Genomic DNA, 13,602 nt, shown 5'->3' with positions numbered 1-13,602 from the left:
CGTACAAGGTCAGAGGCACGTCATGATCAAGGTGGGCATCGTCGGTGGTACCGGCTACACCGGTGTCGAGTTGCTGCGACTGCTGTCGCAGCATCCGGAAGTGCAGCTGCAGGCCATCACCTCCCGAAAGGAGGCCGGACTCCCGGTGGCCGACATGTACCCGAGCCTGCGTGGCCACGTTGACCTCGCCTTCGTGACGCCGGACGACGCCAAGCTGAGCGAGTGCGACGTCGTCTTCTTCGCCACGCCGCACGGCGTGGCCATGGCCCAGGCTCGTGAGCTGCTGGCCGCCGGCGTGAAGATCATCGATCTCGCCGCCGACTTCCGCCTCAAGGACGTGGCCGAGTTCGAGCGCTGGTACGGCATGCCGCACAGCTGCCCCGACCTGCTGGCCGAAGCCGTCTACGGCCTGCCTGAGCTGAACCGTGAAGCGGTCCGCAAGGCGCGCATCATCGGCAACCCCGGGTGCTACCCCACCTCGGTGCAACTGGGTTTCGCGCCGCTGCTCAAGCACAGGCTGATGGACGCGAGCCACCTGATCGCCAACTGTGCCTCCGGCGTGTCCGGTGCCGGACGCAAGGCCGAGGTCCACACGCTCCTGGCCGAGGCCAGCGACAACTTCAAGGCCTATGGCGTCAAGGGCCATCGCCACGGCCCCGAGATCAACCAGCAGTTGCGCGCGATCGCAGGCGACGCCAAGGTGAACTGCATCTTCATGCCGCACCTGCTGCCCATCATCCGCGGCATCCATTCCACGCTGTGGGGGCGCCTCAATGCCGATGGCCAGTCGGCCGACCTCCAGGCTCTGTTCGAGGACTTCTACAAGGGCGAACGGTTCGTCGACGTGCTGCCGGCCGGGTCGGCGCCCGAAACCCGCAGCGTGCGGGCCAGCAACACCGTCCGCATCGCGGTGCACAAGCCGCAGCCGGACACCGTGATGGTGCTGGTGGTCGAGGACAACCTAACCAAGGGCGCCTCCGGCCAAGCGGTGCAATGCATGAACCTGATGTGCGGGCTACCCGAGCACCTGGGGCTGACCCAGGTGCCGGTGCTGCCGTGAGCCGCGGCGCCGCTGCTGCATGCGCTGGAAGCTGATACGCCGCCGCCTGTCGATCAGTGCCCCGCGCATGATCGTGCGCAGCCACCTGCCGTGGCCGCTGCGCTGGGCTGCATTTGCACTGATGCTGGGTTTTTCGGCGGCGCTGGCCTTGTGGGCCTTCGAATTCGGCAAGGACATTGCCGGCCTGGACCGGGGCTCGAGGGCGGAGGTGACGCGGCTCGCGCAGGAGGTGGAGCAGCTGCGCAGCGAACGCGACCATGCGCAGTCGATCGCCAACACCGCCGACAGCCTCTTGAAGGCCGAGCGGGTCGCGCAGGAGAGGCTCGCCGCTCAGGTTCGCACGCTCGAAGCCGACAACATGGCATTGCGGGCGGACCTCGGATTCTTCGAACGGTTGTTACCGGCGGGTGCGACCGGAGAGGTCACGGTACGAGGCTTGCAAGCCCAGCCGTCACAGGCGGGCCAGATGCGTTACCAACTGCTGGTGATGCAGCAAGGCAAGTCGGTGCCGGAATTCAATGGCCGCTATGAGCTGGTGCTCAGTGGCCAGCTGGAGGGCCGGTCGTGGACCTTCCCCATGCCGGGAGGCGCACGATCGCTGAAGTTCCGGCAGTACCAGCGTGTCGAAGGCGTGGTCGACTACCCCGCCGACGCCGTGGTCAAGCAGGTGCAGGTGAAGGTGCTGGACGGCGGCGGCAGCGTGCGGGCGACGCAGGTGCTGCGGCTGTAGCAGTACCCCGGAGTGACATTTATTGCGCGTGGTGCAGATTGCCGTCAGAGCAGTCGTGCCGCCAATCGTTGGAGATTCATCATGTTCGGTATCAAGAAGCAACCGCCGATTCACACGCTCGTCGGTGAGGGCACCGTCATCAAGGGCGAGCTGCTCTTCTCGGCGGGGCTGCGGATCGACGGCGAAGTGGTAGGCGACGTGACCGCCAGCGGCGAGCGCAGCATCCTCGTCATCAGCGAAAAAGCCAGGGTGTGCGGCAAGGTCAAGGCCGGCCATGTCATCATCAACGGCACCGTGCAGGGCCCGGTCGAAGCCACGGAGCTGCTGGAGCTGCAGCCCAAGGCGAGGATCCAGGGCGATGTCCGGTACGAGGCGCTCGAAATGCACCAGGGCGCCACCATCGAAGGCGGATTGCACCCGCTTCATCCCTTGAAGGCCGAAGAGCAACCCGCAGTTATCAAACTGGCGTCCAATAACGCTTGATCTTCCTCGTTGAGACGCCCCAGGAGCAGTCCCCATGAACGCAGTCGCAGAACATCCCGTTGCCAATGACATCCCCCCGCCGCCGCTGGTCTTCACTGATAGCGCCGCGAGCAAGGTGAAGGAGCTGGTCGACGAGGAAGGCAACCCCGACCTGAAGCTGCGCGTGTTCGTCCAGGGCGGCGGCTGCTCGGGCTTTCAGTACGGCTTCACCTTCGATGAAATCGTCAACGACGACGACACGCAGATGGAAAAGAACGGCGTGACGCTGCTGATCGACGCGATGAGCCTGCAGTACCTCGCCGGCGCCGAGATCGACTACAAGGACGACCTCGAAGGCGCGCAATTCGTGATCAAGAACCCGAACGCCACCACGACCTGCGGCTGCGGGTCCAGCTTCTCGGTCTGAACGGTCCGCCGTCTCGCTGAAAAGCCGCCTTCGGGCGGCTTTTGTGTTTTCAGGCCGGGTAGAGCGCGCCCAGGACCCGCGGTCCGCGGGCCCCCGTTGCTCGTGGCAGGTTGCCCGCCAGGCGCCGAACGTGGGCGCGGGCCAGCCAGGCGAAGGCCGCTGCCTCCACCTGCAAGGGCGGCAGCCCGCGGGCGTCGGACGGGACGACGCTCACGCCGGGCAACTGGTGGCCCAGGCGGCGCATCAGTTCGCCGTTCAAGGCGCCGCCGCCGCAGACGACCAGTTCCCGCGCCGCCGCGGCATGGCGGCGCACGTCATCGGCGCAGCAGCGTGCGGTCAGCTCGCACAAGGTGGCCTGCACGTCGGCCGGGGCTACCGGCGGCTGCGATTGCAGCAGGGCTGTCAGCCACGGCGGGTTGAAGCGGTCTCGTCCGGTGCTCTTCGGCGGCAACAGCGCTAAGTACGGGTCGCGCAGGGCCGCGTCCAGCAGCGCCTGCACCGGGCGGCCTGATGCGGCCCAGGTGCCGTTGGCGTCGTAGGGCTGGCCCAGGTGCTGCGCGCACCAGTGGTCCATCAGCGCATTGCCCGGCCCGCAATCGAAACCCCAGGCATCGCCGCCGGCCGGCAGCACCGTCAGGTTGCTGATGCCGCCGACGTTGAGTACGGCCACCGTTTCGGTTGCACGCCCGAACTGGGCCTGGTGGAACGCCGGCACCAGCGGTGCGCCCTGGCCGCCGGCGGCGACATCGCGGCTGCGGAAGTCGGCCACCACGTCGAGGCCGCTCAGCTCGGCCAGTAGTGCCGGCGCATTGAGCTGCAGCGTGTAGCCGATGCCATCGAACTCGCCCGGCCGGTGACGCACCGTCTGCCCGTGTGCGCCGATGGCGACCACCTTTCGGCCGCCGCTGTGCGCCAGCAGCTCTCGCACGACGTCGGCATAAACCTTCGCCAGCCGGTTGGCGGCGAGGGCCGCCCGGTGCAGCTCGCCGCCGCTGGCCGCCGCCTCGCCGGGCGTGTTGAGCGCCAGCAGCTCCTGGCGGAAGTCGCCGTCGAAGGCGCGGTACGCATGGGCCACCACGGTGAGGGCGCCGTGCGGGTCGAAGCCCGCCAGCACGCCGTCGGCGCCGTCCAGCGAGGTGCCGGACATCAGGCCGATGTAGAGCTCTTGATCCATCGCGCGATGCTAGTCGGTCCCGGTCGCAAAAAAGCCCGCCGAGGCGGGCTTTGGTGAAGCTTGACGGGCGGCCGGCTCACTCGATGCGGGCCGATGCGACGGCGGGAGCGGCCGTCAGCTGGGCACGGGCCGCGGCGGCCGTTTCGGTGAAACGCGCGCGGGCGCCGGCAGAAATGGTCACGGCTTCGGAGCTGCGTGCGATGGTCATCGGGTCGACCTGCTTGCCGCCCACCTTGAACTCGAAGTGCAGGTGCGGGCCGGTGGCCCAGCCGGTGGCGCCCACCAGGCCCACCGTGTCGCTCTGGCTCACACGCTGGCCCTTGCGGACGTTGATGCGCGACAGGTGGGCATACAGCGTCTGCCGGTTGCCCGGGTGCTGCACCACCACCACGTTGCCGTAGCCGTTCTGCACGCCGGCGAAGTCGACCACGCCGTCGCCCACGGACCGCACCGGCGTGCCGGTTGGGGCGCCGTAGTCCACGCCCAGGTGTGCCCGCCAGGTCTTGTGGATCGGATGCAGGCGCATCGCGAAGCCCGAGGTCACGCGGGAGAAGGCCATCGGCGACGCGAGGAAGAAGCGCTGCTTGCTGCGGCCGTCGAGGCCGAAATAGCCGCCCTTGCTGCCCGGTTCCTGGAACCACACCGCATCGAAGCTCTTGCCGCCGTTCACGAACTGGGCTGCCAGCACTCGGCCGGCCGCCTGGTTCCAGGTGATCGGCTCGCCGTCGGCGGTGAGCGCCTCGTAGAGCACGCTGAAGGTGTCGCCGCGGCGCAGCTCCCGGCGGAAGTCGATGTCGGCCGAGAACAACTCGGCCATCTGCACCGTCACCGAGTCGGGGATGCGCGACTCGTCGGCGGCTGCGAACAGCGAGCTCAGGATGGTGCCCGAGCCGAGTCGAACTTCGGCCTGCAGCGGCATCTGCTCGGCCTTGGCATGCAGGCCGGCGGCGTCGCGGCCGACGGTGAGGCGCGTGAAATGGGTGTTGAACTGGCTGGCGTCGGCCGCCGGAGAGCGGGCGACCAGCTCGGCCAGCCGGCCGTTCTCGGTTTGCACCTGCACCATCTTGCCCGCGCGGCCTTCGAGCAGGCGGCGGGCGGTGACATCGGTGCGCAGGAAGGCGGCCGCTTCCGGGTCGTCCACGCCCAGACGGCGCAACAGGCTGTCGGCCGTGTCGCTGCTGCGGGTGAGGTCGGTGCGGTAGAGCTCCAGCTCGTGCAGCTCGAGCGCCTCGAGCTGCTCGGATAGGTCAGCCGGAGTGACGCTTTCGGTCACCAGGCGCCGCGGAAGGTCGGCGGCGTCCGGCGCCATGGGCGCCACGCCGAAGGCGGTGACCGCCGTGCCGAGCAGCGCCGTCACGACGGCGGCTGTCAATCGGCGCGGATGGCGTTTCAGCAGGTCTTCGGCGCGCGAAACGCTACGCGCCACGAAATTCAAAGGATTCACCCAACGATTCCCACAAGAAGTGTTGTGGGCGCTGGCCGTCCGCGATTGCTGCGGTCCCTCAGGGCGCGCCCCTGTTTATGCATGCTCCGCCGGGTGTCTGCGTGGCCGTTGGCCACTAGAATCCCAGCCTCTTCGCATTGGCCGCGGAGTATAGCCAGCCGCCTGCCGATGCCTCGCCTGTAATAACCCGTGCCAGGCCCCAATGACGCCTTCTTCTCAGCCCCTTCCCGCGGCCAACAGTACCGAATCGGCAGCATCTGCTTCCAAGTACCCGATCACAGACCAAGTGAGGGAGGCGCTGGCGATCAGCCTGCGGAACTGCGACGAACTGTTACCCCAGGAAGACTGGCTGAACAAGCTTGCGCGCTCTTATGCAACCGGCGTGCCATTGCGCATCAAGCTGGGCCTCGACCCGACCGCGCCCGACATCCACATCGGCCACACCGTGGTGCTCAACAAGATGCGCCAGCTCCAGGACCTGGGCCATACGGTGATATTCCTCATCGGCGACTTCACGTCGATGATCGGCGACCCTTCCGGCCGCAACACGACCCGCCCGCCGCTGACGCGCGAGCAGATCGAGGCGAATGCCGAGACCTACCGCGCCCAGGCCTACAAGGTGCTCGACCCGGCGAAGACCGAGCTTCGCTACAACTCCGAATGGAGCGACGCACTGGGCGCACGCGGCATGATCCAGCTCGCCTCGCGCTACACGGTGGCTCGCATGCTCGAGCGCAACGACTTCCACGACCGCTTCAAGGGCGGCGTGCCGATCTCGGTCCACGAGTTCCTCTATCCGCTGATGCAAGGCTACGACTCGGTGGCCCTCAACAGCGACCTCGAGCTCGGCGGCACCGACCAGAAGTTCAACCTCCTGATGGGCCGGCACCTGCAGGCCGAATACGGCCAGGAGCCGCAGTGCATCCTGACCATGCCGCTGCTCGAAGGGCTCGACGGCGTCGAGAAGATGTCCAAGTCCAAGGGCAACTACATCGGCATCACCGAAGAGCCGAACACCATGTTCGCCAAGCTGCTGTCGATCAGCGACTCGCTGATGTGGCGCTATTTCGACCTGCTGAGCTTCCGCTCGCCCGCCGAGGTCGCCAGGCTGAAGGCAGAGGTGGAGGGCGGCCGCAACCCGAAGGACGCCAAGGTGCTGCTGGCCAAGGAAATCACCGCCCGCTTCCACACCGCGCAGGCGGCCGACGCGGCCGAGGCCGACTTCAACAACCGAGCCAAGGGCGGCATCCCGGACGACATCCCCGAGGTGTCGCTCAGCGGCGCGCCGCTGGGCATCGGCGCCCTGCTCAAGCAGGCCGGGCTCGTGCCGTCCACCAGCGAAGGCTTGCGCATGGTCGACCAGGGCGGCGTCAAGATCGACGGCGCCACCGTGAGCGACAAGGCGCTCAAGGTCGGCGCGGGCACGATGGTGGTCCAGGTCGGCAAGCGCAAGTTCGCGCGCGTCACGCTCGCCTAGGAAACGCGCCCGGGATGCAGGCCCACGGCTACCTGAAGCTTTCGGTCGCCGTCGCGCTGGCGACCATCGGCCTCAAGACGCTCGCCTGGTGGATCACCGGTTCGGTCGGCCTGCTGTCCGACGCGATGGAGTCGTTCGTCAACCTGGCGGCGGCGCTGTTCGCGTTGTGGATGGTCACCGTGGCGGCTCGCCCGGCCGACGAAAGCCATCCGTTCGGCCATGCCAAGGCGGAGTACTTCTCGAGCGGGCTCGAAGGCCTGCTGATCTTCATCGCGTCGCTCGCCATCATCTGGACCGCCGTGCCGCGGCTGATGGATCCGCAGCCGCTGGAGCAGCTCGGCGCGGGGACGGCGCTGTCGGTGGCGAGCTCGGTGCTCAACGGCGTGCTGGCCGTGCTCATGCGACGCGCGGCCGTGCGGCTGCGCTCGATCGCGCTCGAGGCCGACGCCCGCCACCTGATGACCGACGTGTACACCTCGATCGGCGTGGTGGCCGGCGTGCTGCTGGTGCCTCTCACCGGCTGGCTGTGGCTGGACCCGCTGCTGGCCATCGGCGTGGCACTCAACATCACCCGCGAGGGAGCGTCGCTGCTGCGCCGCTCGGCCGACGGGTTGATGGACCATGCCCTCGGGCCCGAGCAGCAGCAGACCATCGAGGCGACCTTGCAGCGCTATCGCCAGCAGCGCGCCGACGCGGCTGGCTTGCGGGTCGACGACGTGAAGACGCGCCGCGCCGCGCAGCAGCGCTTTTGCGAGCTGCACCTGCACGTGCCGGCCGCCTGGAGCGTGGGCCGGGCCATGAAGGAGCGCGAGGAACTCGCCCGCGCGCTGATCGACGCCATGCCCGGCCTGCGCGTGACCATCGAACTCGTGCCGCTGGACATGGAGCCGCTCGCCGAAGAGCCCGGCCCGACTCACCTGGAGACACCCTGATGCTGGCCCTGGTGCAGCGCGTGGCGCAGGCGCGCGTGGAAATCGCAGGTCGCGTGCACGGCAGCATCGGCCGGGGGCTGCTCGTGCTGGTGTGCGCCGAAGCGGGCGACGACGATGCCCGTGCCGCCCGGCTGGTCGCCAAGCTGTTGAAGCTGCGCATCTTCAGCGACGCAGCCGGCAAGATGAACCTCAGCGTGCAGGACGTCGCCGGCGGCCTGCTGATCGTTTCGCAGTTCACGCTCGCGGCCGACACTTCCGGCGGCAACCGGCCCAGCTTCACCAATGCCGCGCCGCCGGCCGAAGGGCGCCGCCTGTACGAGCGGGTGGTGGCGCTGGCGCGCGAGCAGCATGTGGTGGTCGAGACCGGCGAGTTCGGCGCCGACATGCAGGTGCACCTGGTCAACGACGGGCCGGTCACCATTCCGATCAAGGTCTGATCTCGCGCTCCAAAAGAAAAAGCCACCCGGCAGGGTGGCTTCTCGTGTCGCCGCAGATCGATCAGTCGGCGTACTGGCCGGCGGCCTTGATCACCGGCGACCACTTGTTGATCTCGGCATCGACCCACTTCTTGTGGTCGGCCGGATTGGTACGCGCATCGGTCACGACCACCGCGCCCAGCGCCTCTTCACGCTTCAGGAAGTCGGCATCTTTCAGCGCGACCTTCAGCGCGGCGTTCACCTTGTCGAGCACGGCCTTGGGCGTGCCCTTCGGTGCATACAGGCCGTGCCAGATGCTGACGTTGAAGCCCTTCATCCCGGACTCGTCCAGCGTGGGCAGCTTCGACAGCGCAGGCGTGGTCAGCCGCTTGGGCGTGGTCACCGCGAAGGCCTTCACCTTGCCGGCTTCGATCTGCGACGTGGTGTTGGTGGTCTGGTCGCACATGATGTCGACCTGGCCGCCGATGAGGTCGGTCATCGCCGGTGCGGTGCCCTTGTACGGCACGGTGGTCATGTCGACCTTCAGCGTGCTCTGATACAGCAGGCCGCACAGGTGCGAGGCAGCGCCCAGGCCGGCGTTGGCCAGGTTGATCTTGCCCTTGTTGGCGTCGATCCACTTCAGCAGCTCGGCGTAGTTGTTGGCCGGCAGCGTGGGGCGGCCGATCAGCGTCATCGGCACTTCGTTGATGAGGCCGAGGTACTCGAAGTCTTCGAGCGTCTTGTACTGCAGCGTGCGATACAGCGACGGCGAGGTCGCCATGCCGATGTGATGCAGCAGCAGCGTGTAGCCGTCCGGCGCGGCCTTGGCCACCTTGGTGGCGCCCAGCGTGCCGCCGGCGCCGCCGACGTTCTCGATCACGATGGTGGCACCCAGCGGCTTGCGCAGGGCTTCGGCCAGGTCGCGGGCCACCTTGTCGGTGGGGCCGCCGGCGGTGAACGGCACGACGATGGTCACCGGCTTGTCACCGGGATAGTTCTGCGCCATGGCGCCCGTCACGGCAAGGGCGGCCACTGCGGCCAGCATCAGGCGTTTCATGTCGGATCTCCTGTTGTCACGGATTTGGGGCCCCATCCCTTCACAGCATGGCCCCGGAAGCCCGAATGCTAGGCGTGCGCCCCCGCAAAGCCATCGCGGGAACTACGTAACCAGCCGCTGGGGTTTGTGCCGACATCCACACCGCGCGGTGTTACCTGCGCGATCCAGGCTCCCGGGGCGCATAGCGTTCGACCAGGCAGCCGGGCGCCTGCGGGTTCTGGCAGCAGGCCGCCAGCTGCTTCACGCTGTCGGCATAGGCGGTGTTCCACTGCGCGTGGCTGTGCAGCGCGCCGGGTGGCATCCAGTGCGATTGCGGGAATTTCGTGCCCCATTCGTCGAGGCCGGGGCTGCGCAGGGCGCCGGTCGCTTCGTACATGGCCACCTGGCAGCTGTTCATGTTGCCGATGCGATGGCAGGTGGTGCAGGTGTTGCCGCGGGTGCTGACGCCGAACGGCTGGGGCCAGCGGCGAAAGGCCTCGCCGACGTCGTTCTTGTAGGGCCCGAACGGGTCGCCCGGCAGCGCGCCGGTCTGGGCGATGAAGGGGCTGTACATGAACGGGCCGCTGTCGTGGCAGCGCACGCACATCGCGTCGGCCACCTGCTTCGGCGCGTTCCAGAAGTGCTGCGCGGCCGGGTAGCCGGGCAGCGGTCTGGCCAGGTGCGGCGGCGGCACGCGGCGCCCGTCCACCCCGCGGTCGGCGCGCAGCGGCAGCGGCGCGCTGGCCTGGAACCAGCAGGTGCTGCCGGTGCGCACGTTGTGCGCCACGATGTCGATCTCGTCGTACAGGTGGGTGCCGGCCGGGCGGATGATCTTCTGCCGGCAGAAGGCGCTGATCTGTGCACGGTCGTCGTCGCGCAGCACCAGTGCGCGCGAGTTGGGCACGCACTGGCCGTCGGTCTTCTCGTCGCCTTCGGGACGCAGCAGCGAAGGACGGTCGCAGCTCATGCCGCTGGTGTAGCGCTCGGGCGTGCGCCCGCCGTCCACGGTGATGGGCACGAGCACGCCGGCGGCGCAGTCGAAGGGCGGGATGGGCGCCACCTGGATGGCGCAGGCCCGGCCGTATTCGACCAGCGACTGCGCCTGCAGCCCGCCCGAAGCGGCCAGCAGCGGCAGGGCCGCGCCCAGCAGGATGAACAGGCGTTTCATCGGACCAGCCCCTCCTGCGACAGCACCACCGAGCGGATGGCGGCGTAATAGCGCTCGTAGCCGGTGCAGCGGCACACATGCGCGCCGCAGGCGTCGGCGATCGCGGCATCGAGCCGCTCGCGCGCCACCGGCGCTGCCTGCAGCCGTTGCAGCAGCATCGTGGCGGCCATCAGGAAGCCCGGCGTGCAGTAGCCGCACTGGAAGGCGAAGTGGTCGAGGAAGGCCTGCTGCAGGCGCGACAGCTGCCCCGCCTCGGCCAGCCCCTCGACGGTGGTGACATCCTGCCCGTCGAGCAGCGCGGCCGGCGTCGAGCAGGCCAGCAGCGGCTGGGGCAGGGCGCCGGGCTGCTGCGCCACCGCCACCGTGCAGGCACGGCAGACACCGATGCCGCAGCACAACTTGGTGCCGGTGAGCCCGAGGTCTTCCTGGAGCAGGTCGATGAGCGCGAGGTCGGCGGGCACCTCGCGCCGGACCGGCCGGCCGTTGATGCGGATCGTCACCGCGACCCGCTTGTCGTCGTCCGTCATTTCAGGGCCTCCCGGACCTCTTGCGCGGTGATGGGCAACGAACGGAAACGGTGCCCGGTGGCGAAGGCGACCGCATTGGCGATCGCCGGGGCGATGGGGCACAGCACCGCTTCCGCAATGCCCTTGCCGGTGGTTTCGCGGCTGGGCAGCACCGCCAGGCGCATGCGCCCGAGCGGTACGTCGCCCGCGAGGGCCACGTGGTAACGGTCGAGGTTCCACCGGCCGTTGCCGCCGCCGGCGTCCAGCAGCGGGATGTCCTCGAGCAGCGCATAGCCGATGCCCATGGCGACGCCGCCCTGCGACTGGCCTTCCAGCAGGTCGGGCTGCAGCACCCGGCCGGCGTCGAGGAAGGACTGCACCTCCACTACCTTCACCGTGCCTTCGCGCGGATCGATCTCCACCGCCGCCAGCGCGCCCGAAGGTGCGTAGAGGCTGCGACCGTAGAGGTTGGCACCCGGGGGCGGTGGCTGCGTGCGGGTGCGGTCGTGGCGTTGCCAACTGCTGCTGCCGGCCGGCCGCGTGGACAGCCCGTCGATGGGCAGGGTGCCCTCCCAGCTGCCGACCCGGTAGTCGGCGCTCACCCAGCGCGCCTGGTACACCGCGTGCGTCATGGCCGCGGCGGGCAGGGCGCTCTCGTAGACCTGCGCGGCCAGGGCCGACAGCGGCAGCGGCGCCAGGCCGGGGGCGGCCAGCCGGGTGTCGCGCCAATGGGTGCGGCCGCGCAGCGCGGCCGCGTCCATGCCCCACAGTCGCGCGGCGGCGGGCAGCAGCGCGGTCTCGAACAGCACGCGGGTCGCCTGCTCGGCCACGTGCGCCTGGTGAAAGGCGGTGAGGCAGGCGCTCGAAGACATCGAGAACGACGCTGTCCAGCGCGGGTTGTCCCAGGCCGGCCCCTGGATGCCGGGGTCGAAGCCGAGCGGCTGCACGAAGTAGGCCGCTTCGCCCATGCCCACCGACGCGGCATTGCTGCCGGCGAAGCCGGCGGTGCACAAGGCCAGCGTGGTGGCCGAGCCGTTGCCCATGTCGACGCAGTTGCTGCGCACCATGAGCCGGCCGTCGGCGGCGATCTGCACCTCGGCCATCACGCCGTCGGTGCCGGTGCCGTAGGCCTGGTTGGCCAGCGCGAAGCCCACGCCATAGAGCCGGCCGCTGCCGCGCCGGCGTCGGGCCTTCTCGCGCGACCGGTCGCGCCACAGCGAGTGCGCACGCGCGCGGCGGCAGATCTCCGCCAGCTTCATCTCCTGCGACAACGGCGCGCCGGTCACCGTGTGCTGGCCCTGGTGCAGCACGTTGCGCTCGCGCAGCGAGATCGCGTCGACCCGCAGAGCCTGCGCCACTTCGTCGACCAGGCATTCGAGCGCAAAGCTGGCCTGCGGCCCGCCGAAGCCGCGCATCGAGCCGGCCACCACGCCGGTGGTGGGCCGGGCCACCGCGTCGACGGCGGCCTTGCGGATGTCGTAGCCGCCGGCGCCGCAATAGCCGGCCAGCTCCGCGACCCACTGGCTGTAGTTGTTGTTGCCGCCGGCACGCAGCTCGAGCCGGCTCTCGAGCGCCACGAAGCGGCCGGCGGCATCGACCGCGAGGTGTTGCCGCACGCTGGAGTCGAGCTGCTTGAGCCCCGACTGGAATTGCTCGTAGCGGTCCTGGGCGATGCGCACCGGCCCGTCGGCATAGGCGGCGGCCAGGGCCAGCAGCGGCGGAAAGGCCGACACGTCGCGCCCGCCGAAGCCGCCGCCCGGGTAGCAGGAGTTCAGCACCACGGTGCTCACCTTGAAGGGGCAGCCCGTGGCGGCAAAGAGACCGAGCGTGGTGCCCAGGTCGCCGTTGGTGGCCTGGGTGCCGAGCACGAGGTTCATCGTGCCGGTGCCGGAGCGGTCGAACCAGGCGAGGCCGGCCTCGGGCTCCATGAACATCGGGTCGAGCACCTGCGTCGAATACTCGCCGCCGAAGCTGCGCACGCCCGGCCGGCTGAACTCGGCGGCGATGCGCTCTCGCCACTGGCGTGCCTGCTCGTCCACCTTGGTGGGCGGCTGCGCATGGGGGTTGCTGTAGCCGTCCTTCACCTGCGAGAACTGCTCGCCCGCCGCGTCCGCGAACCGGGTCAGGTAGGTGGTGGGCGGGTAGGGCGCCGGCATCGGCGGCGCGGGCACGTCGGCGCCGTACACCACCACCTGCGGGTTGAACTGCAGCAGCCGCTTGGCCCGCCGCCAGCTGTCGAAGTCCTTGAACAGCAGGATGGCCACCGGCTGCCCCAGGTAGGTGGCACGCTGGCCGGCGGTGGCCAGCAGGCCGGCCGGCCAGCCGGCGGGCGGGGTGGCGGCGCTCGGCGCGGTGATGTCGTCGGCCTGCAGGTCGGCCTGCAGGACCACCCGCTGAGGCTGCAGCGGCGGCGGCAGCATCGACAGGTCGATGCTGCTGAAGCTGCGGTCCACCCGGTCGGCGCGCAGGATCATCGCCATGCGCTCCTGCACCGGCCAGCCGGGCATGTCGCGCGAGCGGAAGTCGCGTGCGTAGATCTTCTGGCCGGTGACCTTGGGAACGCCCTCGATGCGATAGCGCGCCCGGCCGGGCGGGCCGCTCCAGCCGCCGGCCGCACTGTCGGGCGGGGCGGCCAGCGCCAGCCGGTTGAACACCACCGTCAGACCGGCAGCGCCGATCGAGCCGATGAACTCGCGCCTGGACAGCTCGAACGTGCTTGCCACGGACGACCCTCCCCTTTGCTTGTGTTGTGACCTGCCGCACGCATGAA

At 69.3% G+C, this 13,602-nt stretch carries 13 protein-coding genes; 7 read left to right on the top strand and 6 right to left on the bottom strand.

What is annotated here, in order from left to right; genetic code table 11:
* Positions 1–22 precede the first annotated feature (22 nt).
* The 4 genes from argC to erpA all read left to right on the top strand — a co-directional run bounded on the left by argC (position 23) and on the right by erpA (position 2,679).
* Positions 23–1,060 (top strand): N-acetyl-gamma-glutamyl-phosphate reductase, encoded by a 1,038-nt coding sequence (argC, locus tag E8D38_RS04065; RefSeq protein WP_140626464.1) that lies wholly within the window; start codon positions 23–25, stop codon positions 1,058–1,060.
* Between the two features lie 19 nt (positions 1,061–1,079).
* Positions 1,080–1,790 (top strand): DUF6776 family protein, encoded by a 711-nt coding sequence (locus E8D38_RS04060; protein ID WP_140626463.1) that lies wholly within the window; start codon positions 1,080–1,082, stop codon positions 1,788–1,790.
* An 81-nt stretch (positions 1,791–1,871) separates the two neighbouring features.
* On the top strand, positions 1,872–2,273 hold the full coding sequence (locus E8D38_RS04055; RefSeq protein ID WP_140626462.1) for a bactofilin family protein: 402 nt from the start codon (positions 1,872–1,874) through the stop codon (positions 2,271–2,273).
* A 34-nt stretch (positions 2,274–2,307) separates the two neighbouring features.
* A complete protein-coding gene (gene erpA / locus E8D38_RS04050) occupies positions 2,308–2,679 on the top strand; it encodes an iron-sulfur cluster insertion protein ErpA (protein WP_140626461.1) in 372 nt (123 codons plus the stop codon).
* A gap of 49 nt (positions 2,680–2,728) precedes the next feature.
* Here the strand turns inward: erpA and E8D38_RS04045 are convergent, their stop codons facing one another.
* Positions 2,729–3,853 carry an anhydro-N-acetylmuramic acid kinase gene (locus E8D38_RS04045; protein WP_140626460.1) on the bottom strand — a complete coding sequence of 375 codons (1,125 nt, stop codon included), beginning with the start codon at positions 3,851–3,853 and terminating at the stop codon, positions 2,729–2,731.
* Positions 3,854–3,929: 76 nt separating this feature from the next.
* Positions 3,930–5,297: a M23 family metallopeptidase gene (locus E8D38_RS04040; RefSeq protein WP_140626459.1), complete on the bottom strand. Its 1,368-nt coding sequence runs from the start codon at positions 5,295–5,297 to the stop codon at positions 3,930–3,932.
* Positions 5,298–5,583: 286 nt separating this feature from the next.
* Here E8D38_RS04040 and tyrS point away from each other — a divergent pair, with 286 nt between their 5' ends.
* Genes tyrS through dtd form a run of 3 tightly spaced genes read left to right on the top strand, consistent with a single transcriptional unit; the run spans position 5,584 to position 8,143 of the window.
* Positions 5,584–6,774, top strand: a complete 1,191-nt coding sequence (tyrS, locus tag E8D38_RS04035; RefSeq protein ID WP_484208162.1) for a tyrosine--tRNA ligase — start codon at positions 5,584–5,586, stop codon at positions 6,772–6,774.
* Positions 6,775–6,788: 14 nt separating this feature from the next.
* A complete protein-coding gene (locus E8D38_RS04030; protein ID WP_140626457.1) occupies positions 6,789–7,706 on the top strand; it encodes a cation diffusion facilitator family transporter in 918 nt (305 codons plus the stop codon).
* Positions 7,706–8,143 carry a D-aminoacyl-tRNA deacylase gene (dtd, locus tag E8D38_RS04025; RefSeq protein WP_140626456.1) on the top strand — a complete coding sequence of 146 codons (438 nt, stop codon included), beginning with the start codon at positions 7,706–7,708 and terminating at the stop codon, positions 8,141–8,143. Before E8D38_RS04030 ends, dtd begins: the two co-directional genes overlap by 1 nt.
* A 61-nt stretch (positions 8,144–8,204) precedes the next feature.
* On the opposite strand, the gene E8D38_RS04020 is transcribed toward dtd, so the two are convergent.
* The 4 genes from E8D38_RS04020 to E8D38_RS04005 form a co-directional block, all read right to left on the bottom strand.
* Positions 8,205–9,179, bottom strand: a complete 975-nt coding sequence (locus E8D38_RS04020) for a tripartite tricarboxylate transporter substrate-binding protein (RefSeq protein ID WP_140626455.1) — start codon at positions 9,177–9,179, stop codon at positions 8,205–8,207.
* A gap of 151 nt (positions 9,180–9,330) precedes the next feature.
* Entirely contained in the window at positions 9,331–10,326 is a 996-nt protein-coding gene (locus E8D38_RS04015) for a hypothetical protein (protein WP_140626454.1), read from the bottom strand.
* Positions 10,323–10,853, bottom strand: a complete 531-nt coding sequence (locus E8D38_RS04010; RefSeq protein ID WP_140626453.1) for a (2Fe-2S)-binding protein — start codon at positions 10,851–10,853, stop codon at positions 10,323–10,325. Before E8D38_RS04010 ends, E8D38_RS04015 begins: the two co-directional genes overlap by 4 nt.
* Positions 10,850–13,555 (bottom strand): xanthine dehydrogenase family protein molybdopterin-binding subunit, encoded by a 2,706-nt coding sequence (locus tag E8D38_RS04005; protein ID WP_181178914.1) that lies wholly within the window; start codon positions 13,553–13,555, stop codon positions 10,850–10,852. The genes E8D38_RS04010 and E8D38_RS04005 overlap by 4 nt, the downstream gene beginning before the upstream one ends.
* Between the last annotated feature and the right edge of the window lie 47 nt (positions 13,556–13,602).

The organism is Methylibium rhizosphaerae (assembly GCF_006386545.1).
Lineage (GTDB): Bacteria > Pseudomonadota > Gammaproteobacteria > Burkholderiales > Burkholderiaceae_C > Pseudorivibacter > Pseudorivibacter rhizosphaerae.
The sequence above is the reverse complement of the archived record's forward strand: the minus strand, read 5'-3'. Positions and strand labels throughout refer to the sequence as shown.